Annotated in this window: 20 protein-coding genes and 1 pseudogene; 14 read left to right on the top strand and 7 right to left on the bottom strand. The window is 38.7% G+C overall.

The window, feature by feature from the left end:
• The first annotated feature begins 58 nt into the window (after positions 1-58).
• On the top strand, positions 59-868 hold the full coding sequence (locus tag ACG72T_RS02570) for an HAD family hydrolase (protein WP_395264416.1): 810 nt from the start codon (positions 59-61) through the stop codon (positions 866-868).
• 63 nt (positions 869-931) lie between these two features.
• Here ACG72T_RS02570 and ACG72T_RS02575 read toward each other — a convergent pair whose 3' ends face one another.
• From ACG72T_RS02575 to ACG72T_RS02585, 3 genes and pseudogenes are all read right to left on the bottom strand, one after another.
• On the bottom strand, positions 932-1801 hold the full coding sequence (locus ACG72T_RS02575; RefSeq protein ID WP_395264417.1) for an alpha/beta hydrolase: 870 nt from the start codon (positions 1799-1801) through the stop codon (positions 932-934).
• 190 nt (positions 1802-1991) lie between these two features.
• Positions 1992-2390, bottom strand: coding sequence for a hypothetical protein (locus ACG72T_RS02580; RefSeq protein ID WP_395264419.1), 399 nt, complete (start codon positions 2388-2390; stop codon positions 1992-1994).
• 108 nt (positions 2391-2498) lie between these two features.
• Positions 2499-3892 (bottom strand): annotated as a pseudogene (locus ACG72T_RS02585) (FAD-binding oxidoreductase).
• Positions 3893-4124: 232 nt separating this feature from the next.
• Here ACG72T_RS02585 and ACG72T_RS02590 point away from each other — a divergent pair.
• From ACG72T_RS02590 to ACG72T_RS02605, 4 genes are all read left to right on the top strand, one after another.
• On the top strand, positions 4125-5180 hold the full coding sequence (locus ACG72T_RS02590) for an LLM class flavin-dependent oxidoreductase (RefSeq protein ID WP_395264420.1): 1056 nt from the start codon (positions 4125-4127) through the stop codon (positions 5178-5180).
• Complete coding sequence (locus tag ACG72T_RS02595; RefSeq protein ID WP_395264421.1) at positions 5173-5355, top strand: NAD(P)-binding domain-containing protein; 183 nt, start codon at positions 5173-5175, stop codon at positions 5353-5355. Before ACG72T_RS02590 ends, ACG72T_RS02595 begins: the two co-directional genes overlap by 8 nt.
• Positions 5356-5385: 30 nt before the next feature.
• Positions 5386-5790, top strand: a complete 405-nt coding sequence (locus ACG72T_RS02600) for an NADPH-dependent F420 reductase (protein ID WP_395264422.1) — start codon at positions 5386-5388, stop codon at positions 5788-5790.
• A gap of 138 nt (positions 5791-5928) precedes the next feature.
• Positions 5929-7200 carry an MFS transporter gene (locus ACG72T_RS02605; RefSeq protein WP_395264425.1) on the top strand — a complete coding sequence of 424 codons (1272 nt, stop codon included), beginning with the start codon at positions 5929-5931 and terminating at the stop codon, positions 7198-7200.
• A 43-nt stretch (positions 7201-7243) separates the two neighbouring features.
• Here ACG72T_RS02605 and uhpT read toward each other — a convergent pair whose 3' ends face one another.
• A complete protein-coding gene (uhpT, locus tag ACG72T_RS02610) occupies positions 7244-8629 on the bottom strand; it encodes a hexose-6-phosphate:phosphate antiporter (protein WP_395264427.1) in 1386 nt (461 codons plus the stop codon).
• A 405-nt stretch (positions 8630-9034) separates the two neighbouring features.
• On the opposite strand from uhpT, the gene ACG72T_RS02615 reads away from it, so the two are divergent.
• Positions 9035-10240 carry a GH25 family lysozyme gene (locus tag ACG72T_RS02615; RefSeq protein WP_395264429.1) on the top strand — a complete coding sequence of 402 codons (1206 nt, stop codon included), beginning with the start codon at positions 9035-9037 and terminating at the stop codon, positions 10238-10240.
• Between the two features lie 255 nt (positions 10241-10495).
• Positions 10496-12043, top strand: coding sequence for a teichoic acid glycosyl transferase (locus tag ACG72T_RS02620; RefSeq protein ID WP_395264430.1), 1548 nt, complete (start codon positions 10496-10498; stop codon positions 12041-12043).
• Positions 12044-12201: 158 nt separating this feature from the next.
• Here ACG72T_RS02620 and ACG72T_RS02625 read toward each other — a convergent pair whose 3' ends face one another.
• Entirely contained in the window at positions 12202-12612 is a 411-nt protein-coding gene (locus tag ACG72T_RS02625; RefSeq protein ID WP_395264431.1) for an iron-sulfur cluster biosynthesis family protein, read from the bottom strand.
• 256 nt (positions 12613-12868) lie between these two features.
• Here ACG72T_RS02625 and ACG72T_RS02630 point away from each other — a divergent pair, with 256 nt between their 5' ends.
• The 4 genes from ACG72T_RS02630 (at position 12869) to arsC (ending at position 16846) form a co-directional block, all read left to right on the top strand.
• The gene (locus ACG72T_RS02630) at positions 12869-15166 is read left to right on the top strand and encodes a nitric-oxide reductase large subunit (protein ID WP_395264432.1); all 2298 of its coding nucleotides are present in this window, start codon (positions 12869-12871) and stop codon (positions 15164-15166) included.
• Positions 15167-15179: 13 nt separating this feature from the next.
• Complete coding sequence (locus ACG72T_RS02635) at positions 15180-15329, top strand: hypothetical protein (RefSeq protein ID WP_395264433.1); 150 nt, start codon at positions 15180-15182, stop codon at positions 15327-15329.
• A 135-nt stretch (positions 15330-15464) separates the two neighbouring features.
• Entirely contained in the window at positions 15465-16427 is a 963-nt protein-coding gene (locus ACG72T_RS02640) for an alcohol dehydrogenase catalytic domain-containing protein (protein ID WP_395264434.1), read from the top strand.
• A 2-nt stretch (positions 16428-16429) separates the two neighbouring features.
• Complete coding sequence (gene arsC / locus ACG72T_RS02645; RefSeq protein WP_395264482.1) at positions 16430-16846, top strand: arsenate reductase (thioredoxin); 417 nt, start codon at positions 16430-16432, stop codon at positions 16844-16846.
• A 99-nt stretch (positions 16847-16945) separates the two neighbouring features.
• Here arsC and ACG72T_RS02650 read toward each other — a convergent pair whose 3' ends face one another.
• Complete coding sequence (locus ACG72T_RS02650) at positions 16946-17353, bottom strand: iron-sulfur cluster biosynthesis family protein (RefSeq protein WP_395264435.1); 408 nt, start codon at positions 17351-17353, stop codon at positions 16946-16948.
• A gap of 212 nt (positions 17354-17565) precedes the next feature.
• On the opposite strand from ACG72T_RS02650, the gene ACG72T_RS02655 reads away from it, so the two are divergent.
• The 3 genes from ACG72T_RS02655 (at position 17566) to ACG72T_RS02665 (ending at position 21828) form a co-directional block, all read left to right on the top strand.
• Positions 17566-18816, top strand: a complete 1251-nt coding sequence (locus ACG72T_RS02655; protein ID WP_395264436.1) for a PTS transporter subunit EIIC — start codon at positions 17566-17568, stop codon at positions 18814-18816.
• Positions 18788-19690: an alpha/beta hydrolase gene (locus tag ACG72T_RS02660; protein WP_395264438.1), complete on the top strand. Its 903-nt coding sequence runs from the start codon at positions 18788-18790 to the stop codon at positions 19688-19690. Before ACG72T_RS02655 ends, ACG72T_RS02660 begins: the two co-directional genes overlap by 29 nt.
• Positions 19691-19938: 248 nt before the next feature.
• Positions 19939-21828 (top strand): fructose-1,6-bisphosphatase, encoded by a 1890-nt coding sequence (locus ACG72T_RS02665; RefSeq protein WP_395264439.1) that lies wholly within the window; start codon positions 19939-19941, stop codon positions 21826-21828.
• Between the two features lie 84 nt (positions 21829-21912).
• Here the strand turns inward: ACG72T_RS02665 and ACG72T_RS02670 are convergent, their stop codons facing one another.
• Positions 21913-23952: a KUP/HAK/KT family potassium transporter gene (locus tag ACG72T_RS02670; RefSeq protein ID WP_395264440.1), complete on the bottom strand. Its 2040-nt coding sequence runs from the start codon at positions 23950-23952 to the stop codon at positions 21913-21915.
• Positions 23953-24010: the final 58 nt, after the last annotated feature.

Genomic DNA, 24010 nt, shown 5'->3' on the forward strand with positions numbered 1-24010 from the left:
CAAATACTTTGTTACAATATAGAGGATAATTATTTAAAATAAATCGAGGAATAAAGTAATGCCAAAATATTTAGTGTTTATGGATTTAGATGGAACACTGCTAGCTGATCACAAAAATATTTCTGTTCGAACCAAACATACGATTGAGAGCTTACAGCAGCACGAGGTAACATTTTATATTTCGACCGGTCGGATGTATGAATTAGCCAAGATTACGCAACAGCTTTTGAATTCTAATGTTAAAATGATCACTTCAAATGGGGCGGTATTTGATGGCCCTAATGGACGTGAAGTGGTTAAAATGGGTAAAGCCGCTGTGGAGAAAGCTTTTGAGACCACGCAGCTGTATCAATTACCAATGATGTTATTTACACCCAGTAAAGCTTATTTCACGGAGAAAATTCCTCGCTTCATTGCACAAAATGCCGGTAACTTTGATGAAGCTTTCGGTTATCGAGAGTTGTATAGTTTGGTAGAATTACAAGAAGTTGAAGACCAAATAACGAATGGGGTCGTCTTGTCACGTGGTGATTTAACAGAACTAGCTGATGTCAAGGAAAAACTGCTAGCAAGTAAACTCTTACGTGTTTCCTCCTCGAGTGTGGATAATCTTGAAATGATCCCTTTGAGAACCGATAAAGGTTCGGCTGTGAAACGAATTCAACTAGAAAATGGAATTGATTCTGACCATACTTTTGTTTTCGGTGACGGCTTGAATGATGTTGGAATGATGAAGCAAGCCAAGTATTCGGTGGCAATGGGAAATGCGTTACCAGAGGTTAAAGAAATTGCCAATTTTGGAACTGATACAAATATTAATGATGGTTTAGCCAAATTTTTAGAGAATTTTTTTAAAGAAGAATTGTAAATAACCAATTTTTTATGACTGAAGATACGCTCGAATTCTAATCGCAGAATCGGCGTATTTTTTTTAAGGTCGATTGTTTTGTGAGTCAATTATTTTTCGATTGGAATTTTCTTGGACGATAAACTGATGAAACAAGGTAATAAATTGGGGGTTGGTCAACATGTCTGAATGTTCAGCGTTAGAGCCAGTCAAAGTGATCAGTGTGTACAGTTTGACTTGATTTTGGTAGATATATTTACCAGAATCAACGCTGCTCAAAGGAACGATTCCATCGTCGAAGTATTGCTTTGTACCGGCAACGGAGTAGTAACTCATATTGCTTGGCAGGTTTTGGCGTCCCTTGATCAGTTGATTGAGCATTTCAGTATGATTATCAGGGTTAGTTTCCTCAAAATTGAACGGAGCACCAATAGTCATCAAATGGTTGATTTGCAGGCCTGTCTCATCAAAGTAATCTTCGAGAAAATAAGTCCAGATCAAAGCACCATTTGAATGGCCGAAAGCGTCGAAACTATGAAATTGATATTTCTTCCTTAATTCGTTGAAAGCAATGTTGAACCAGACGACTTGTTTTTTGATATTGCTGAAGCCATCACCACTATTTTGAAAGCCAACTACGATGAAGGGATGTTGGTCGTGACTACGAATGCTGCCACTGTACGTAACCTGATTGTTGGTCTTAACAGTGATTTTTAAAACACTGTGATTTTCACCATACTTTTGATCGACTGCTTTGATCAAACCATCGAGACGGCTAGCATTAGAATCGCTTCCTGGAATCATTATAATTGGCGTCATGACTGCGTTATAACGCCCCGACAAGGCACTGACATTTTTCTTTGTCCAAATATATGAAGGTATTCCCAATAGTAAAAATATCAGGATTGCAATCAATAAGCTTTTTAAATTCTTATTCCGACGTGTTCTGTGCATTGATTTCGCCTTCTTCAAGACTATGACTTATTTAACAACTTGATTGTAACTTATCTGTCGAAAAATAATTCAAAAAAAGTATTTGAACCAATAGTTATTTTTGAGTATCAAACATCGAATCTTTTGTCGACACAATAAAAAAACTAGAGCTCTTTGAACTGATATCAATGTTCAGAAAGCCCTAGTTTTTTTAGCCTGGATATTTGTCCTGAGCTAGTTGTTTAAAATACAATTCGGCGGATCGAGTGATCAGATTTTCTTGTTCAATAAAGGATAAATCGGATCGCTCAATCGGAACTCGTCGTTTTTCATTACCCATAAACCGCTCAAAAGCGGGCATATCTTGGGCGTCGACCCAGTCGCCGGGCATATCGACTCCCAAGAAAAAGCCTGGCACATAACCGAACTTGTCAGCTAATTGCAACGCCTGTTCTTTAGTAAAAGAAGCTCTTTCGGAAACAATTTTTTCAACTTTGGCAACATCTTCGCCCAAATATCTTGCTACATCATCAAGACTGTGCAGGTCGGTCTTATTATCATTGAAGATATCATTGAATTTGGTTTGCATGTGATATTTATAAAATGGCATGATATTACCTCCTTTTTAAAAAGTAATTAGAGCGTATTTTAGTTTCAGTTTGAGTAAATGTACAGCATATTGGTTTAAAATTCGACTTTTGTCTAGCCACTGTTTTTTTTAATCGATCTTGCGTTTGGGATTCAAAAGATTCAACGGGTCGAATAAATCCTTGATTTGGTGTTGCAGCTGATCGACATCGCCGCCTAATTCGGCATAGTTCCACTGATTCTTTAACATCCCAACGGCATGTTCTCCAGAAATTGTCCCGCCTAATTCCAGCGTTTTTTGAAACATTTTTTTGAGGACGGTGATAACAGGTTCGGGAACTTCGGTAATTGAAGTTGACCAAACAATCGAAGGATGAACGTTGCCATCGCCAGCGTGTCCCGCCGTGTAGATTTTGAGATTATATTCCTGACTCAATTCTTGGATATAATCCATCAATGGTGCAAGTTGTGATAGGGGAACGGCCATATCTTCCATGATATGATTCGTCCCTTCAAAGATAGCTGGCAGCATATCTTGACGTAATTTTTGCAGTGCCGCTTGTTTTTGCTCATCGCTTGTCACAGTGATGTGCCCCGCGTGATGGTCGTTTAAAAGCTTTTGTATGACATCCATCGCTTCTGGAGTTCCATTATCCAATTTGAAAATCAACATTGAACCGTGATCTTTAGCATAGTCAGTTCCTTCGTACTTGTCTAAGGCAACGACAGTATTGGCATCGAGAGCTTCGAGCATCGTTGGGTAGACGCCAGAGATTCTAATGTCGGCCACGGCTTGCGCTAATGAGGTCATATTGTCGAAAAAGGCGATGCCCATAACTGAAGTACCTAGTGGAATTGGTAACAGCTTAACAGTTATTTCAGTGACGATCCCTAAAGTTCCTTCAGAACCAATGAATAGTTGAGTTAAATTGTAACCAAAAGCTTGCTTTAATGTTCGACCGCCTAATTTGATTTCACGGCCATCAGCTAGAACCACTTTGATACCTAAAACATTGTCTTTGGTGGCGCCATATTTAACCGTACTCATCCCGCCAGCATTGGTATTAATATTGCCACCGATTCCGGAAATTGGTTTTGAAGCCGGGTCGGGGGCGTAAAACATGCCTTGTTTTCTAGCAGCTTTATCCAGTTCACCGTTGATTACACCAGGTTCCACGACCGCTAGAGAATCAGCACGACTGATTTCTTTGATGTGATTCATACTAGCGACGGAAAGAATAAAGCTGTCTTTGATACCATCAGAGCCAATCACGGTACTGGTGGCTTGGTCTTGAGGCACGACTGGGATGTGAAATTTGCGGGCGGTCTTCAAAGTACCTTGAATATCTTTTACCGAATGTGCATCGATGACGGCTAAAGCCAGACCGCTATCATCATCGGTGAGATTTTTGTTAAAGGAATATTTTTTAAATCAGCTTCATCAGTCAAAATATGACCGTCTTGAATATTAGTTTGTAAATCTGCAATAACTTCCTGATGTGAAAAAGCACGAAAAATTGTCATATTATCACTTCCATAATTACTCACTTGATATCTGCGCCATCAGTTTAAGATGATATAAATAATTGTTCAAATAAAAGAAATGGTCTGACAAGCAATGAGAATTTTTTGACTCCCAAATTATGCCATTTTGTCATTTTTGATTAATTCCAAATAAGCAAGTTTATAGAATCTACCTCATGATCTGAAGTATACTGTCGACAAATACTAAATAATTTTTAGCAGAGGTGCAATCATGTCGATTGATACAAAAAAATTAGTCTTTGGATTGGATACCTTTGGTGATGTGGCTTTTAATGACGCTGATGGATCAAGAATGACTTCACGGCAATCACTTCAAAATATTTTGTCAGAAGGTCAGTTGGCAGACCAATTAGGAATTGATGTTCTGGCATTAGGCGAACATCATCGCGAAGAATATTCCATTTCTAGTCCAGAAATTATGTTGGCAGCTTTGGCTTCAACTACTCAACGAATAAAATTAAGTACCGGTGTGACCGTCCTCAGTTCTGATGATCCAGTTCGTATATACGAAAGGTTTGCCACACTAGATGGATTGTCTAATGGTCGGGCCCAGATAATGTTAGGTAGAGGTTCTTTTACAGAGTCATTTCCACTGTTTGGTTTCAACTTAGAAGATTACGATGAATTGTTTGAAGAAAAGTTGGCACTCTTCAATGACTTGATCACACAAGATACAGTCACTTCCGAAAGCAAATTTACCCAAAAGTTAGACAATGTCAGAGTTTATCCGCGAATTGAAGGACATCAGTTACCAGTTGCCATCGGCATTGGTGGCACGCCAGAGTCAGTTTTGAGAACCGCCAAATATAACTATGCTTTGATGATTGCAATCATAGGTGGCGAAGCAAGTCGGTTCAAGCCCTATATTGATTTGTATCATAAAGCGGTTGAAAAGTATGGCAATCAACCGCAACCAATTGGCGTTCATTCACATGGAATCATTACTGAGACTGATCAAGAAGCTTATGATATCGGCTGGGACTATATTAAGCAAAGCATGGACAAAGTAGGTCTTGATCGTGGCTGGCCAGCGATGACTAAAGAACGTTACGACTTTGAAGTCAATCAAGGTGCGTATTACGTGGGTTCAGTTGAAACTGTGGCGCAAAAAATTGCCAAAACTATTTCAGAGTTAGGAATTCAGCGTTTTGACCTAGTTTATGGTACCGGCGGTCAATTGGAAAGTGTACGTCGCAAAACGATTGAATTGTATGCCACAAAAGTTATTCCGAGAGTAAAGGAAATCTTGGTGCAGGAAAATGAGTAAACCAGTTATTGGAATTATTGGTGCGGGTAAATTAGGACTGACGTTGGCTAAATTAGCACTTGATTCTGGCTACGTGGTCAATATTGCTGGTTCTGGTCAACCTGAAAAAATCGAATTGGCCATCAGTGTCTTGGCACCTGGTGCTGTTGCTATGACGGTTGCAGAAGTATCTTAAAAGTCAAATATCGTTATCTTAGCGTTACCGTTGAGTAAATATCGCACACTTTCACCAACGCTTTTGAACGGAAAAATTGTAATCGATGCGATGAATTATTGGTGGGAAGTCGATGGTTCAACGAATACTTTTTATGATGAACAGACGACATCATCTGAGAATGTGCAAAAATATTTTTCGAAAAGTGTCGTCATTAAAGCTTTTAATCACATGGGATATCATGATCTCGCGGCGATGCCTCATCAAAAAAGAGTGATCGCCTATGCGGGAGATGATCAAGCGGCCTTAGAACAAGTCGCTGAATTGATCACTGACTTTGGTTTTGTGCCTTATTTATTAGGATCATTACATGAGACTACAGCATTACAACCAGGTGGAGTTTTATTTGGAGTTAATCAAGATCTAACTGGAGTTAAGAAATTATTAAAGCAATGAAATGATTTTGCTCAAGACTTTTTTGAAATTTTGTCTTGAGTTTTTTTATTTTTAAAACGCCAACATAAAGATATTGTTATTAACAAATAAATATGATAAACTCTTTCAGCTTTTATAAGTTGGAGAGGGGGGACTTTTATGGATAAGGAAAAAAGTCTGGTCGCTAATTGGCGGGGGAATATTTATTTGTTTTTGACGGGACAATTCTTGTCGGGAATCACCAGTATGGTCGTCCAGTATGCCATCATTTGGTATTTAACTAAGCAGACTGGCTCGGCAACTGTCTTGAGTATGTCAACTCTTTTGGGGATGTTGCCAATGATTCTCTTGAGTCCTTTAGTTGGTCCATATGTTGACCGAACTAACAAAAAGGCTTTGCTGATCGTACCTGATATTATTGCAGCAATTGTCGCAATAATTTTAGCTTTAGTGGGATTTTTGACAGCTGCATTTCCCATTTGGTTAGTTTTTATTTCGCTGGTGATTCGGGCTATCGCTCAAACTTTTCAGATGCCAACGATTCAGTCAATTTTACCAACTATGGTACCCAAAGAGCAGTTGACTAAGGTTAATGGACAATTGGGGATGGTTCAATCAGCTAACTATATTATTGCTCCAGCTTTAGGAGCCTTTCTATTCTCGATCATTTCGATGCCAGTATTGATTTTGTTCGACGTTTTAGGTGCAATTGTCGGCGTAAAGATAATTCTTTTCGTGAAAATCCCTGAGAATCCTCAAATTGACGAACCTGTTCATGTCTTGGCTGATGCAAAGTTTGGTTTGAAACAATTGCGGGCAAAAAAGGGACTTTGGTACATCACGCTGATGGGGACAGTCTTCACGTTACTGTTTATGCCGGCTGTCAGTATGTACCCCTTAATGACGATGTCATATTTTAAAGGGACAGTTGCACAGGCAGGATTGATTGAAATGATTTACTCTGTTGGTGCCTTGATTGGTGGCACGATCATCGGCTTTTTTGGTAATTGGTCAGATCGAATTAAACCAGTCTTATTGTCAATGGCAATTTTAGGTATAACGATGGGTGTCAGTGGTTTTTTGCCCCAGAATTATACTGGATTTCTGTGGTTCTTTGGACTGAATGCGCTTGCGGGCATTGCGGCACCATTTTTTAATACCTTATTGATGGCGATCATTCAACAGAGCTATCCCCCCGAACACTTAGGGCGGGTGTTAGGTATCATGAATTCCTTGATGAGTTTAGCCGGACCAGTCGGCTTGATTTTTGCTGGCCCTTTGGCTGATAAAATTGGTGTCAATAATCTGTTTGTTATTGCGGGCGTTGGTACGATCATCTGTGGAATTTTTGTCTTAGCCAATAAGACGACGCGAACTTATGATATTGAATTACAAAAATCAGACAAAATAAAAAGTGTTCATAATAAATAGAATTCAAAAATTCTAAATATTACGGAACACTTTTTTTGATGCATTATTTAGTGACTAATTGTTGCCGAATTCTCTTTTCTTCACCGACAGCAATCACTGCTAAGACGATGATACTTAAGACGACTGCCATGTAGAAGACGATAAAGGTATCGTTCCAGCCGTGTAAGTTTTGACCAAAAAGCGATAAGCCATTCGCCTTGGGATCAGCAATCGACGCAAAACCAACTTGCGCCATCAAATCACCAAAGATGTAAGCGAAGGTACCTGTTAGCCCATCGGAAACATTCAAGGCATTTTTAGGAACAAAGCTGATGACGGATACACCAATCAAGAGTTGTGGGCCGTAAATCAACATACCTAAGAAGAAGAGCGAAGTATTGATCATCACAGGTGTCGTTCCATAGCGGTAACCTAAAACGACAACAGCGGTCAGTGCTAGGCAGATAATTGAAACAACAGCTCGACGTCCCTTCAACAGATCAGAGAACCAACCCCAGACAACACTGCCGATGATACCGCCAAGTTGGAACAATAATAGGGTGTTGGCACCTTGAGCGACGGTAAAGTGTAATTGTTGAACGGTGTACAATGGAGCCCAGTTGACGATCCCGATTCTAACAACGTAGACAAACACATTGGCAATACAGAGCAACCAAACCCAAGGACTTTTCATAACGAATTTTTTGAAAATTTCCCATTTTCCCATTTGGGAAGCTGTTTGGTCAGCTTGAGAAATATTTTCGCCAAAAATCACTTCACTAGGGTCCCAGCCTAGTTCCTGCGGATCATCGGCACCAAAGAATAGTCCCCAAAAACCGATGATCAAGCCAATGATAGCAGGGAAGATGAACATTCCCCCGACGTTGCCACTAAAGAGATGATTAGCACCCCAAAGGGCAATAACTCCGGCTACCGCACCACCGAATTCGTGTGAAATATTCCAGATACCAATATAACGACCTCGAGTGGTGGTAGTAGTCCAACGTGAGATAGTTGACAACGAAGCTGAACCACCTGGTGATTGGAAGATACCATTCAGTGACCAAAGTACCAGAATCAAACCAACTGGAGCTTGATTCATCAATAAGGCTACCCCGATGATTAAAGTCATGATTGCAGCTAAAATCAACAAAAATGACATAAAGCGCTTTGTATTCTTACCGTCAACGATGTAACCTAAGACGGTTTTACCAATACCATATGCTAATGAGAAACCATAACCGATCCAACCTAGGGCAGTGGTTGAGATACCTTGTTTGACTAGCAAAGGTTGGGCGGCTGATAAGTTATTTCTGATCAAGTACATACAGAAGTAAACAAAGAAAACGACTGAAAATGATTTTAGAAATTCTTTCAACCAACGACTTTTTTGTTCATCGATTGAAAGTCCTAATTTAGCAGGTCGTTTTAAATCAAAATAATGTAACATGTAAAACATCCCCCTCAATAAACTTCACAATTTAAGTATAGGTCAAGGTGAGTAAAAGAAATCATTTCTTAAATATAATTAAATGAAAAAAATTGTAAAAATTTCACCGACCAGACTTAAACAATAATTATTATAAATTATCGAACCAGTTCGATAACAAGCTTTATTAGGAAAAAAATGGAGTTGATGAGCTTTAAAAAAGTGACTTTTTGGGGGAATAATTAAATAATTTAAAAATGATTCCTTAATTAAATTATTATTATCTAGTTCATATTTTTACTATTTTGTTACATTTTTGTTTCTAATATTACTTTTAATACACAGATGTGTGACTTTTAAACCAAATAAAAAAAATTGCCATATACTTTTCTCTGTTGCGTGGGCAACAAAAGGGAGAAGAGATTTATGGTTTTAAAAAGAAGGTTTATTGCGGCTTTGACCGCTATGATGGCATTAGTCTTCTTGTTCTGCGGGGTTACGACCGTAGAGGCTGCCAGAACCGATATGGTGGATGTTTCTAACTATAACGGTGATATGACGGTGGCTAATTTTCAAGATATGGCTAATAACTATGGGGTAAAAGCCGTCGTTACTAAGATTAGTGAAGGTACTTTCTTTAAGGATAGTACCGCCGCAAATAACATTGCTACAGCCCAAAAAGCTGGGCTTTATATCAATGGTTACCACTATGCTCATTACAGTTCAGTTGCTAGTGCGATTGCCGAAGCTGATTATGCAGCTAAAACAGCGCAAGCAGATGGTCTGCCTCAAGGTTCAGTCTTGGTGGCTGATGTAGAGAGTTCTGAACAAAGTGTCAGTTCTACTTCACAAAATGATGCTGATAATGCAGCCTTTATGAATGAGGTCGCTAAATACGGTTATCGTTCAACTATCTACACAATGGGTTCATGGGTCGGCAACGTTATGACGGTCAGTCAAGGTTGGATTGCTTCATATCCTTATGATGCAACTAATCAAAACTGGTACACGACTAACCATGGTTGGCAATGGTCGAGTTCGTATCAATTTAGCGGCAGTTACGGTAACTTTGACGTTTCTCAGCTTTATGATACGTTCTTTACTAGTTACCAATCACCAACGGGCAGTTCCACAGGTACCAACACTGACTCAGCTACGACTAACAACTCCAGTTCAACAACTGGTTCAACTACTTCAGTGATCAACGTGAAGAATACTTCAGGCAGTTTTGTACCACTAGTAGCGATTGGCAGCGATGGTTCAGTTGAAACTTTAAGCAATCGAGCTTTGGCTAATAACTCCTCTTGGCAAACTGACCAAACTAAGACAGTTAATGGCGTAACCTATTACCGTGTCGCTACGAATGAGTGGGTCGCCGCTCAATATTTGATCAATTCAGGATCGGCAACTGATAGTTCCAGCAATATGGACGTGATCAAAGTCAATAACAGTAGTTCCAGTTTTGTTCAATTAGTCGCTTTGCAAGCTGATGGCAGTATGACAACCATTTCTAACCGAGCTTTAGCTAATAATAGTTCCTGGGCAACTGACCAAACTAAAGTAGTCAATGGCGTAACCTATTATCGTGTTGCTACGAATGAATGGGTAGCTGCAAGTTATGTCGTCAAATAAAATATACATGAAATTATTCAAGCAAGCTGGATAACACGTCTAGCTTCCGAGCATTAATGTAAATAGAGCGGTAACTCAAAATCGAGTTGCCGCTTTATTTGTCGTCAGGAAAAAGTTGTACTTTTGTTCATAATATAAAAATAATTATGCCGTATTGTCTTTTTTCGACTGGAAAAATCCTTAATTCAAGCCCTAGTGCTATAATAAAAAAGCTTATCGAACAAATAGAATTATTTTGTGCTACGGAGGATTTCAATGCCGATTCATGTCAAACAGTTTAAAAAATTTCTCTTGCCCATTATCATTTTGCTATTTATCTGTACTATCGCCATTGGATCATCGCCACTATTTAAAACTAATCCGTGGTGTGATACGAATGCGATGTTCACGATGGGACGGGCGATGACACATGGCCTCGTTCCTTATCGAGATATCATTGATCAAAGAGGGCCACTGCTCTATTTACTTTTTGCCTTAGGATCATTGATCAAGAGTGATAATTTTTTGGGTATTTTTTTGATTCAAGTGGTTAATATTTTGATCGTTTATGCACTGACTTGGAGAATAGTTCAAGTGATGAAAATTAGAGTATTGCCAAGGCCTTGGTTAGCTTTAATAGGTCCAATGGTACTTCTATCTACCAGTGCTTACAGTTTTGGTGGCTCGCCGGAAGAATTTGCGTTTACTTCAATTCTGTATTTACTTCTGGTTGCGATTAAATTTAAACGTCTAAACGTGATTCCTGACAAGACTTTTTTCTGGCTGGGACTCAATCTAGGGATTATTTTTTGGAACAAGTATTCAATGATTGGTGCCTATGTCGTTTTTTTCGTAATTGTACTAATCTCTTTCTTAAGAAAAAAAGCGTTCAAAAAATTGTTGATAGTTACTGAGTGGTCATTAGCGGGATTTCTCTTAGTTACTGGCTTGATTTTGTTATATTTTGTAATTCACCATGCCTTAGCAGATGCCTTCAATATCTACTTTATCCAAAATATGACGCGGTACGGCTCTACAAATCAAACATTGTTAATGAAACTGTGGTCGTTGTTATTACTGATGGCTCAAGCAATTAAGGATCATCTGATTGTTGCGACGATTATCATGCTTGGTTGGGCTAAAAGTATTGCGGACAAGAAGTCAATTACAATAGAAGTGGCAATGTTTCTGGGATCAATACTATTCATTGCCGTGCAACATTGGGTCAATACTTATTACAATTTGGTTTGGATCGTTTTTTTGATTCCGGCCTTACTTAGATTCACAAGGTTGATTCCAAGAAAACTCAATCAAGGATTTGTAAAAACAATTGAATTGTTATTAGTCAGCGCCGTCATTTTTCTACCATTAATAAATAATGAAGATTTAGGAAAATTGATCGTCCTAGACAATCGTGTTTCGTTTAATTCTTTAGAACAATGGAAAGCTCAACCAAGGTTTGCTGAAGTGATGAAAAAAACGCAAGCACATCCAACTTTATTGATGATAAATGATTTAGATGAAGGCTTTTTCTTAGCAGCGGGGATCGTTCCAACTACTAAATATTGGCAACAGCTCAATATGTCATATTTGCAGTTGCCGGAAATGTATCAATCGTTTAAAAATTCGATGCGAGATAAGAAGACCGATTTTGTCATTGTTAAATTAAAAACTATGCCTGCTTCTGGGGCTGAAGCACTAAAGCAACAGATTGCTACTTTTGTCGAGCCACATTTGTATCGGACTTTAATGAAAAATTATCGAATTAAAGCCGTTGCTCAAAATAGTCCTGACGAATCATATGTGCTTTTATATCGAAAATAAGAAGCCGACTTAAAAAAATTTTCATAAAAAAATCCCAGTGGGTCAACCATCATTGATAAAACACGTTACATTGATGGTTAACTTCACTGGGATTTTTGCTTGTGTGGAGATTCAATAATAATTTACTTGAAACTTTTTTAACTCTTAAATTTATCTTCTTAGCAGATCTTGTCGCCAAGGCTGAGCATCTTTTCACGACGTTGTGCAGCTGTTTCTGGTTCAACGTTACGCCAGTCAACAACAGATAAGCCACCGTCAAGAATACCTGAATTGTCCTTTAGAGCTAGGGCATTGTGCCATACAGAGATGTTCAAGCCATTAGTCATCAAATCAGCATCGTTTTCAGATGTGTGTAAATCTAAACCGGCATTGTTTTCTAGGTCAATTGTGTAATTAGGATCTTCATCTTTTAGAATAACTAATTGGAACTTGTCGCCAATAGCACAGCTACCACCAAGGGAAGAGTACTTATTAGAGCCATCGTCAGTTGTTAAGATCATAATTGCATCTGTTGGAACATTTTTGTTTGCTAAATATGTTTGTGCTTCTGGTTTAATATCGATTTTCATGGTTAGAGGTCCTTTCCAATACAATATTTTAAAGTGTTTTGTGCAAAATCCTCTTGCACAAAACCTTTATTACATTATTTAATTTATACCCTTTAGAGAACATCTGCAACCATTCTGCTCACAATTTGAAATTATTATATTTCATTTTTGTTAAGTAAGAAAGTATATTGTGAATATATAAAAATGGTATTTACTATTTTATGAAAGCGTATTAGTATGAGGTTGTATTTAGATGTTATAAAGGGGAGGTTTGAACATGCAAACATACAAACGCCTGAACCGGACGTTGCTATGGATATTGGTGATTGCCTTTTCAATTTTGATTGCCGGGGGACTTTTGATTTTTAAGAATGAAGCTCCCAGACCTTCAAAGATTGTCAATGAATCGGGGCAGACAATCGTCACCAAAAAGCAACTGCTTTCTGGTCAAGCAATTTATGAAAAGTATGGTTTGACTGATTACGGAACTTATTTAGGGAATGGGACTTACTTTGGTCCAGATTATACAGCACAGTCACTCCATATCTATCTTTTAGGGATGAAGGAATACTATGCTCAGAAACAATTCAAGACTAATTTTTCTGCCTTGGATACGCAACAAAAGGCTGGTATTTCTGGCTTAGTTAAAAAGGAGATTCGTGTTAATCGGTATGACAAAAACGATGATCAGTTAGTTTTGACCGATGCTCAAGTGGCTGGATTAAAACACCTGACAGCTTATGATCGTCGACAATTTGTTAACAATCCTCACGAAGCAGGACTACCGGAAAACATGATTCACAATAACACCGATGATTTCATGTCACACGGTGATAAGATCGATCAATTATCGTACTTTTTCTTCTGGGGGGCTTGGTTGTCATCAACTAATCGTCCTGGACAAATTTATTCATATACTAACAATTGGCCATATGATTTAGATGCGGGCAACATTATGACTAGTCAGGCGATGATTTGGACCGCTTTGTCAGTCGCAATTTTGGTTGCTGGTGTCGGAATTGTTATTTTCATCTATAAGAAATATCATTTTGACATGCAATTCAATGAATCATATGCTGATATACCAGAAATTAGGACTGACGAACCAATCAGTGTTTCTCAACGAAAGACCGCTAAGTATTTCTTGATTGTCATGCTGATGTTTTTAGTCCAGATTTTACTGGGTGAATTAATGTCGCACTATTATGTTGAAGATAGTTTCTTTGGCTTGCAATTGCAGTACATTTGGCCATTTAACTTGGCTAAAACTTGGCATTTGCAACTAGTTATTTTCTGGATTGCTACCGCTTGGTTGGCAACAGGAATCTACATTACTCCACGAGTCTTGGGTCGAGAACCAAAACATCAAGGTGTCCTAGTTGATATCTTATTCTGGGCCTTGATTGTCGTTGTTGGTGGTTCAATGCTTGGTGAATGGGGTTCTACTTTAGGCATTATCAATAAAGACTGGTGGCTCTTTGGTCATTATGGCTGGGAATATGCTGAAATGGGTAAGTTCTGGCAAGTCTTGTTCATCATTGGGATGTTCTTGTGGATTGCCATTATGTGTCGTGGTTTTATCCCGGCAATCCGAATCAAGAAGAATTTGGATCGTTCAAGATTGTTGCAATTATTGATTATTGGTTCAATTGCTATTCCAGCTTTCTATTTGGCATCACTCTTCATTTTGCCAAACTCACACGTTACTTTCGCCGATTATTGGAGATGGTGGATCGTCCATCTATGGGTTGAAGGTATCTTTGAATCCTTTGCCGTAATCCTAATCGGTTACTTGATGGTCGATATGAAACTAACAACTATCAAATCGACTATTCGAGCTTTGTATTTCCAATTGATCCTCTTACTTGGAACTGGTGTTGTCGGAATGGGACATCACTATTTCTGGGAAGGAGATCATTCGATCTGGTTAGCTCTAGGTTCTTGTTTCTCCGCTTTGGAAGTAATCCCACTTTGTTTGTTAGTTTGGGAAGCATACACGCATTATCGGGTTTATAAAGATAGTCACAAAGACTTTCCATATAAAGGCACCTTTATGTTTCTTGTCTCAACCGGATTGTGGAATGCTTTAGGAGCCGGTGCATTAGGATTCTTGATCAATGCACCTGCAATCAACTATTTTGAACATGGTACTCAATGGACTTCCGCTCATGCTCACGGGTCAATGGCCGGGGTTTATGGCTTCTTCTCGGTAGCTATCATGCTATTTGCGATCAGACATCTGACAGTCAGTGATTTTTGGACTGAAAAAGTTGAGAAGTGGATCAAATGGGCATGTATCACCATGAATGTTGGTTTAGCTGGCATGGTCTTCATCACCTTGATGCCACTTGGTTTCTTACAGCTAAAAGATGCACTAGAGAACGGTTATTGGCATGCTAGACAGTTGAGCTTTTATCGGGCACCGCTTGAAAAAGGTTTGACCATTGCTCGGTCCGTCCCTGATGTTATTTTTACCGTCGGAGTGGTAATCTTATTAGTAGTATTCTTCAGAGCAATGTTCCATTTGAAGAAAGCTTCAAATAAGTTGAATCCGATTGATTACGATATTAAATAAAGAGGGAAAAGTTATGTCTGATACAAAAGAAAATCCATACTGTCATGCAGGTATGGAATGTCACACTGGTTGTCGTTGTGCAAGTAGCGATGGTATTTGTCACTGTCCAATGATCAGTGATGAAAAATGTGCCTGCAATGGCTACTGTGGAATGAAAAAATAATTGCTTTAAAGAGAGCAGGACAAAATACGTTTGCTTTTTAGCATCAATGTAAATAGAGAGGTAACTCGACTTGGGGTTGCCGCTCTATTTGTATTAAAAGCAAAAATAGTTATATCCAAGTTTCAGGAGGTAGAAATGTTAGCTGCTTATATTGATCAAACTGGCGATCTGGATGAAATAAAATTTGGTGAAATAGCTGATCCAATAATTAATGAACATGAAGTTTTAGTAGAAATTACGGCCGTTTCCGTCAACTTCGTCGATACTTTCGTTCGTTCAGGTGGTTTTCAAACGAAGTTGAATTTTCCATTCGTTTTAGGACGAGATGGTGTCGGTGTTGTCAAAGAAATCGGTCAAAAAGTGACAGATTTTCAAGTCGGTGACCTGGTCTGGACAAATAGTATGGGCTATGATGGCCGAGCCGGAACTGCCAGTCAATTGGTTGCTATTCCTAGTCAACGACTATTCAAGATTCCCAATCAAGTTGATCCAATTAAATTGGTTGCTGCAGTTCATTCGGCTGCGACAGCGGCAATTTTATTGACTGATATTTTAAAGGTTGAAGCTAAGAAAAATATTTTAATCGAGGGTGGCGCTGGTCACGTGGGAATTAAATTAGTTGAATTGGCTAAGAGTTTAAACTTACAAGTTGCTACGACTAGTAATACGAAAGATTTTGACAAATTCTCCTCTTTTGGTGCAGTAAAAGCTTATGATTACCACCAACCAATTTCTCAAATTAGTCAAAAGTTCGATTATATTGTCGATACTTCGGGCAATGTTGATTTACAGATGAATCTCAATCAGTTGAAATTAGGCGGGCAGATTGCTTTGATTACCGCTCCTAGTGATAATCAGTTTTCCTTTGATGTCCGTCAGATGTATACTCAAGATCAGGCCATCAAGGGCTTCGTCATTAGTCATGCCCCTTTGTCACAACTAAGAAAAGCTGCAAAGTTGTTAAATCAAGCTTTTGCTCAAGGTAAATTGCTCGATGATAAAATTGTCCAACTACCGATGGCCCAAATGAAACAAGCTCAAAGTATGTTATTGAATCATCAAACGGATGGTCAAAAGATCGTTTTAACTTGGAGATAATGATGAAAAAAATATATTTTCTCTGTACCGGTAATTCATGTCGGAGCCAAATGGCAGAAGGTTTTGCCAAACAACTCTTAGGGAATGACTGGCAAGTCGCTAGTGCGGGAATCGAAAGTCATGGGGTCAATCCCTTAGCCATCGAAGCAATGCAAGAAGTAGGAATTGATATTTCGACAAATAAATCGAAGCTGATCGATAATGACTATTTGCAACAATGTCAACTCGTAGTGACACTCTGTGGTGATGCAAAGGATCGTTGTCCAGTAACGCCAAAAACAGTTCGAAAATTGCACTGGCCTCTAGCTGACCCCGCACAAGCAAAAGGAACTAAGGCAGAAAAAATGTTAGTTTTTCGCCAAGTTCGGGATCAGATTGAAGCAAAAATCTCGCAATTAGCTCAAGAATTGAATCGCTAATAGATATAAAAAGTATCACAAAAAAGCAATCAGACTCCTCAATTGAGGATAGTTCTGATTGCTTTTTGACTTGATAAATATGTGTAAGACAGATTATTATCAGCAGATTTGATCGCCCAAGGTAACCATTTTATTGAGTCGTTCCTTTTCGGTTTCAGGTTTAACATTCCGCCAATCGATAATCGACAAGTTACTATCAAGGATACCGGTCTTGTCCCTTAAGGTGAGGGTATCGTGGTCAAAATCAATGGTTAGATTGTCACCAACTAGATATTCTTCAAATTTAGACATACTAAGTTGATAACCAGAGTCATTTTCGATCGTTAGATTAAAATTATCGTCGGGCTGATTTAAGATGATCAGCTGAAATTTGTCAGCTAAATCACAAGTAGCTCCGACACTTGAGTACTTGTTGGAACCATCGTCAGTAGTCAGAATAACAACGCTGCCAGTAGGAATTTTGTCGGCCAAAAATTGTTTAGCATTATCAGTAATTGTAATTTTCATAATAATACTCCTCTCTGAAAAAAGGTTTAGAAAAATTAACTCGTACAAAACTTATTACATCTTTAATTTAGTCTTGATTTAGTGCATTTGCAAGTCACTTGCTTGGATATTTTTAAATAAATCTAAAGCTTAATTAAATTCAATGAAAGTTATATTTTTTTTGAAATAATGGTTTTATAATTAGAACGTTCTGAGGAAGAGGGGGTAGATCAATGGATCGATTGTTGAAATTTACAACCTGGGTTTATGGTAGTAAAATGATGCGCATTATTCGTGATACTCTCAAGATGATGTTTCCAATTATCTTATTTGGGAGTTTTGCGGAAGTTTTGCAAGTCACTTTCTTAACACCGACAGGTTTCATGGCTGTCTTGTTCGGTATCACTAAGTGGTTGCCGTTTCACAAAGACTTAGCGTGGGGTATGGGGGTGATTTATCACTGTACGATCGATATGGTAGCAATTTATTCTGCCTATGGTTCGGCTTATTTCACGGCCAAAGTTTATGGACGTAAATCTTCAGCGGCTGGGGCGATGGGACTGTTAGCATTCTTAATTGTCGCTTATCAACCTAATCAAGATGGGTTGTTGAATTTCAATCCGCGTTTGATGTCAAATGGGATGTTCTTTTCCTTAATTATTGGCTATCTCTGCGGTCGGCTGATGGTCAAACTAGTCAATCTTCAAAAGGAAGAGTTATTTCAACTCTTGAAGCCGGTAAGTATTATTATCCTTAGTGCTGCAATCGTTAATTTGATATTGGGCTTTGTTGGCCGATTAGAGATTCCCAGTTATGTGGCAACTTTTGTAACCGAACACTCACAAGTTAATTCTTTAATGTATGTCTTGGGGATGGGATTATTGACCAATGTTTTATCATGGTTAGCAATCGGTGGACCATTCATACATGCACCATCTTTCACCGATGCAGCTTCTTTAGCTAATATGAATGCTGCTTTGAAAGCAAAATCAGTTTGGAATGTACCTTTTAAATTTACCGATACGACCTTGTATCATAGTTTTGCCAATTTTGGTGGGACCGGGGTTATGTTAGCCTTGATCATTGCCATATTGATTTTCTCCAAGAAAAAGGTCAATCGAAATACTTCTAAATGGGCCATTTTTCCCGCAATTTTTAACAATAATTATCCGATGATGTTTGGGATTCCAGTTTTATTTAATCCAATCATGTTTTTCCCATTTGTTTTAGCGCCATTTTTTAATATGCTGGTGGCAGCGTTATTCTTGTCATTGCGTTGGATGCCGACGTCAGCCTATCCAGTGCCATATGGGACTCCTGGGCCTTTGATTGCCTTTATCGGTACAAACGGTAATTGGTGGGCTTTTATTTTCGGAGCCATCCTGATTTGCTTAGACGTTTTGATTTACATGCCGTTTGTCAAATTGGCAGATAAAACGATTGAGGAGGTCGGCGATGATGATGAAGCAGTACAAGCGGTATAAAAAGTGGATTTGGACGATCGTTGGGGTGTTCATTTCCACCGTCTTAGTTATCATGTCTTTTCAATGGACTCAAACTGAAGTCAGTGAATTGATGCGCTGGCATAACTCAAAAGTTTCTCCAGTCATTATGATTCCTGGTAGTTCGGCCACAGTCAATCGTTTCGACACCTTAGTCAAGAAGCTCAATAAGGGCAAAGCGAAAAAGGATCAACACAGTCTTTTAAAAATCGAAGTAATGAATAATGATAAATTGAATATCACTGGTCAGATTAGAACTGGTGACAATGAGCCAATAATCGTGGTCGGTTTTCAGAATAATGCCGATGGCTACAGCAACATTAAACAGCAAGCTAGACGTTTTAATATCGCATTCAAGTACATCACCGATGCGTATCGATTCAATAATTTCAAGGCGATTGGACATTCGAATGGCGGCCTGATTTACACCTTGTTCTTGGAAAAATATTTTTCAAACTATTCAGACCGTGTGACCCTGAAACGTTTGATGACAATTGGTTCGCCATATAACTTCAACGAAAATTCCGTTCATCATAAGACCCAAATGTTGACGGATTATATTGCTGACCGTAAGAATTTACCAACTAATATGGATGTCTACATTGTTGCCGGGACCGAAACTTATAATTCCGATGGCTTAGTGCCACTGGGCAGTGTGGTAGCCGGTAAATATATTTATCAAGGACAAGTTAAGCATTTTACAACTATTTCCGTATCAGGGTCAGATGCGCAACATTCCGATTTGCCCCAAAATGACCAGATCATTGACTTGATCAATCGATATATTTTGGATCCAAGTTCTAAACAATCGCTAAATGGAAAAAGCAATATGAATAATCAGCCAAAAAATCCTTAGATAAATTAATCATCTTTTTCAGGTTTCGTTCGGTTTAGATTAGCACAAAATAATTTATTGGTGCTGGGCTGGATTGTTACTAGCTTTTCGCCAGTTTTGATAATTAAAGAGAACATCCGTGTTTTAGAGATAAAACGGGATGTTCTTTTTTAATTGCACTTGGAATCGCTTACTTAGAATGGTATAGTTTTGATTGTACCGCCGTACCAGTGAGAAACAGCGACTATTTTAAGAAAGGTATATATCAAATGAACGAAGAATTTGCCAATTTAAATGAAGTTAAATCAGAGATTATCAATCTATCAGCCATTTTAAGTTTGCCAAAGGGGACGGAAGCCTTTGTCAGTGATGTCCATGGCGAATATGATGAATTTGCACACATTATGCGTAATGGTTCGGGAAATACTAAACAGAAGATAGCGGAATTGTTTACCGGCCGTTTGTCGCCTATGAGTCAGAAAAAATTGGCTTTTTTGATTTATTATCCTTCCGAAATTCTTGCTAAGACTAAGTTAGCAATTAATGACGATGAGCAAATGATTCAGTGGTACATGGATACTTTTAATAATTTAATCGAGATGTTGAAGTATACCGCTAATAAATATACCCGTTCGAAGGTTAGAAAAGCACTCAACCCAGATTTTGTTTACGTGACGGAAGAATTGTTATATGCCGATACTAACGCCGAAATGAAACAATTGTCTTATCAGGAAATCATGAATAGTATCATTAAATTGAACATGGCCGATGCCTTTATCATTGACACTTGCCATTCGATTCAGAGATTGGTTGTGGACCACATTCACATTATCGGCGATATTTATGACCGTGGACCACACCCGGATTATATTATTGAACACCTAGTTCATCACTGGAAAAACTTTGATTTTCAGTGGGGGAATCACGATATACTTTGGATGGGCAGCGTGGCCGGTTCTAAACTATGTATGTTAAATCTCTTAAGGATCTGTGCCCGGTATGATAATCTGGAAATCTTGGAGCAGTCTTATGGAATCGACCTCTCTAAAATTCGCTTGTTGGCAGTCGATAACTATCAGCCTCTGGCCAGTTTTACCCCTAAATCCGATACCGGTAAAAAAATCAGTCCGGCACAAGCCGCGGTTGATAACCGAATTCAACAGGCGGCTGCCATTTTACAATTTAAACTCGAAGGCCAAGCCATTAAACGGCGTCCCGAATTTAAAATGGAGAATCGACTTTTACTTGATAAATTAAGTTTTGATCGAAAAGAAATCACTATCGAAGGCAAAAGCTATCCCATCAACAACGGTTGTTTTCAAATGGTTGATAGTCAAGATCCTTATCAATTAACCGCCAAAGAATCAGCTACGATTGACGATTTGATGAAACAATTCATGTCCTCAAAGAAGCTGAAACAACATATTCAATACTTGATCGACAATGGTTCAATGTATTTGAAGTATAATGGTAATCTCTTATTGCATGGCTGTGTTCCGGTAGCAGAGGATGGTGAATTACTTGCTTGGCAGATAAAAGGTCATTCCTATGCCGGGAAGGCACTGTTTGACTATTTTGATCGAATAATTCGGCAGGCTTTGGATCATCCGACTACCGCCGATACTTTTGAAAATGATGTTATTTGGTATCTTTGGACTGGCAAAATGTCACCGTTATTTGGCAAGGACAAGATGACGACCTTTGAACGATATTTTATAGATGATAAACGACTGCAAATTGAACGGTTAAATCCTTATTACTCATTACGTAAAGCATCGTGGTTTGCGGATAAATTATTTGAGGAATTTGGCTTGACATCGGAGGGCCATATTATCAACGGTCATACGCCTGTTAAAGCTGGAACGTCACCCATTTTAGCCAATGGTAAGATTTTTGTGATCGACGGAGGGATGTCTAAGCCTTATCACAAGACCACAGGAATTGGTGGTTATACGCTGTTATCAAATTCCTATGGCCTCCAATTGGTCACGCATGAACCGTTCACCACGAGAAAAAAAGCTATTGCAGAAATGACGGATGTTGTTTCGACTAAGCGGGTGATTGAACAGTCTGTTAAACGAAAGACCGTCGCCGAAACTGATATAGGTCAAGAATTGCAACAACAGATGAATCAGTTATTGAAACAATTAGCTAAATGATTTGAATTTAGGTATTATCGAGATAAACCAAAAAGGCACAGGATTCTTCTTTTACGAGAATCCCGTGCCTTTTAAATGATAAATTTAATCTAAAACCTCTTTGGGTTTAAGACTGTTCTTAATTTTATTTTGAGCTAAATATGGATCGTAATGTTTACCTAAGAATAGCGGAACCTTTTCTTCGACCACATCACTGAATTCCAAACCGAACCACATAGCAGGCGACAAAGTAATATTTTGGAGCAAAAGTCGTCCACCAATCAAGAAGCGGTCAAAATTATTCATATAATCTTGAGCTCCTAAATCTTGGAACTGCTGATTTTGAATGATGAACTTGAAAGATCCAGCCCGACGATTTGGCAAAATTGAGTATTCTGGCGTTTGATCATCAATGATCTTTTTATCTAAGAGGGAATTGATGATCTGACGAATGTAGATGTTAACGTGTTGCGACTTCTTAAAGCCGAGGTTCAAATTAACATTGACGATATTTCTAGTTCCCATCATATCAACTGTGTAGTTGCATTCGTAGGGGGCATCAGTTTGATTAACGCTGATAAACCAGTAAACTTTAGCCCGTTTAGGATCTTGATCAAGAATTGAATAGATGATGGAACGTTTGCAGGAATAATCTTGATTCGTCTTGTTCATATAAACTAGATTAGTCGCATATAGCGGAATCGTTTTGTCCTGACTGAGCTTTTCAATCTGTGGCACAAAGTCACTCAAACAAACTGATTCACTTTCACCAAGGTAGGCGTCACGTCGTTTGTTGCCAAAGAACCAAACTATCATTACCAACAATATAGCAGTCGTGATAATAACGGTGACATACCCTCCGTGGATGAATTTGATTAGACTGGAGATTAGGAAGAGCGATTCCAAAATGGCAAAGAAAATCACGAAGACGGTTGCTAATAAAGGACGCTTTTTCATAATCAAGTACTGATGCAATAATAAAGTCGTCATCAGCATGGTTAAGGTGATCGCCAAACCATAGGCTGCTTCCATATGTTCGGAAGTCTTAAAGCCCCAGACGACTCCCAGTGTGATTGCACAGATGATCCAATTGACAGCGCCGATGTACAACTGACTCTTGACTTGGCCAGGGAACTTGACACGCATCTTAGGCAAGATTTTTAGGCCAATTGCTTCTTGTACTAAAGTAAATGACCCCGTGATTAAAGCTTGGGATGCGATGACAGCAGCAATTGTCGCAATCACGATGGCAAAAAATTGAAGACGGTTAGGTAACATTGCATAAAAAGGATTGATGCTCTTAACGCCAGCAAATTCTGGACGATTGTAATTAGTAATTACCCAAGCGGCTTGTCCTAAGTAGTTTAAAGTTAGCATGGCATAGACAAAAGGCCAGGTGGCATAAATATTTTTCTTACCAACTTGTCCCATGTCGGAGTACAAAGCTTCTGCACCAGTAGTTGCCAAAAAGACACTACCCAGGATAAAGATTCCCACATGATTATCAGGACTGGCGATAACTTTGATCGCATAGATGGGAGAGAGGGCTTTTAGAACAGAGAAGTCTCTAGTCAAGTTAAGTAAGCCCATTAAACCGATAAAGGAAAACCAAATCAACATGATTGGCCCAAAAGAACGACCAATTTTTTCAGTCCCGAAAACTTGAATAAAGAAAATTGTTAATAGTATAACTGTAACGATAATCAAGACCATCCCTTGATCATTCGGGAAGACAAAATTGCCAAAAGACTGGCCTTTGATTCCTTCAATCGCAGACGTAACGGTCACGGCCGGTGTCAAAGTTCCATCCGCTAATAACGCCGCGCCACCGATCAAAGCTGGAATTATCAACCATTTTGCTTGTGACTTGATCAAAGCATAGAGGGCAAAGATCCCACCTTCACGATTGTTATCTGCTTTCATAGCAATTAAAACGTATTTAACAGTCGTAATCAGCATTAAGGTCCAAAAAATCAGTGAAACACTGCCGATTATATAATCAGGCCGACTTTTTGACATCGTACCAGCATCTTTTAGGATGGCATTCATAACATAGAGTGGTGAAGTACCAATATCACCGTAAACGATACCAAGAGTAATCAACATCCCCCATTTGGTGCAGGATGTCGTCGTGGTTCTTTTCATTTTATATACCCCTCGATTTCTTGAAAATAACCATTTATTTCTTTAACGAAGATTAAAG

The sequence above is a fragment of the Companilactobacillus sp. FL22-1 genome (genome assembly GCF_043951805.1).
Lineage (GTDB): Bacteria > Bacillota > Bacilli > Lactobacillales > Lactobacillaceae > Companilactobacillus.

Coding starts and splice junctions, on each gene's coding strand:
- ACG72T_RS02605 (WP_395264425.1), top strand. CDS start 5,929: ATGGATAAGGAAAAAAGTCTGGTCGCTAATTGGCGGGGGAATATTTAT.
- ACG72T_RS02620 (WP_395264430.1), top strand. CDS start 10,496: ATGCCGATTCATGTCAAACAGTTTAAAAAATTTCTCTTGCCCATTATC.
- ACG72T_RS02665 (WP_395264439.1), top strand. CDS start 19,939: ATGAACGAAGAATTTGCCAATTTAAATGAAGTTAAATCAGAGATTATC.
- ACG72T_RS02650 (WP_395264435.1), bottom strand. CDS start 17,353: ATGAAAATTACAATTACTGATAATGCTAAACAATTTTTGGCCGACAAA.
- ACG72T_RS02570 (WP_395264416.1), top strand. CDS start 59: ATGCCAAAATATTTAGTGTTTATGGATTTAGATGGAACACTGCTAGCT.
- ACG72T_RS02590 (WP_395264420.1), top strand. CDS start 4,125: ATGTCGATTGATACAAAAAAATTAGTCTTTGGATTGGATACCTTTGGT.
- uhpT (WP_395264427.1), bottom strand. CDS start 8,629: ATGTTACATTATTTTGATTTAAAACGACCTGCTAAATTAGGACTTTCA.
- ACG72T_RS02615 (WP_395264429.1), top strand. CDS start 9,035: ATGGTTTTAAAAAGAAGGTTTATTGCGGCTTTGACCGCTATGATGGCA.
- ACG72T_RS02625 (WP_395264431.1), bottom strand. CDS start 12,612: ATGAAAATCGATATTAAACCAGAAGCACAAACATATTTAGCAAACAAA.
- ACG72T_RS02595 (WP_395264421.1), top strand. CDS start 5,173: ATGAGTAAACCAGTTATTGGAATTATTGGTGCGGGTAAATTAGGACTG.
- ACG72T_RS02655 (WP_395264436.1), top strand. CDS start 17,566: ATGGATCGATTGTTGAAATTTACAACCTGGGTTTATGGTAGTAAAATG.
- ACG72T_RS02575 (WP_395264417.1), bottom strand. CDS start 1,801: ATGCACAGAACACGTCGGAATAAGAATTTAAAAAGCTTATTGATTGCA.
- ACG72T_RS02660 (WP_395264438.1), top strand. CDS start 18,788: ATGATGATGAAGCAGTACAAGCGGTATAAAAAGTGGATTTGGACGATC.
- ACG72T_RS02580 (WP_395264419.1), bottom strand. CDS start 2,390: ATGCCATTTTATAAATATCACATGCAAACCAAATTCAATGATATCTTC.
- arsC (WP_395264482.1), top strand. CDS start 16,430: ATGAAAAAAATATATTTTCTCTGTACCGGTAATTCATGTCGGAGCCAA.
- ACG72T_RS02635 (WP_395264433.1), top strand. CDS start 15,180: ATGTCTGATACAAAAGAAAATCCATACTGTCATGCAGGTATGGAATGT.
- ACG72T_RS02640 (WP_395264434.1), top strand. CDS start 15,465: ATGTTAGCTGCTTATATTGATCAAACTGGCGATCTGGATGAAATAAAA.
- ACG72T_RS02670 (WP_395264440.1), bottom strand. CDS start 23,952: ATGAAAAGAACCACGACGACATCCTGCACCAAATGGGGGATGTTGATT.
- ACG72T_RS02630 (WP_395264432.1), top strand. CDS start 12,869: ATGCAAACATACAAACGCCTGAACCGGACGTTGCTATGGATATTGGTG.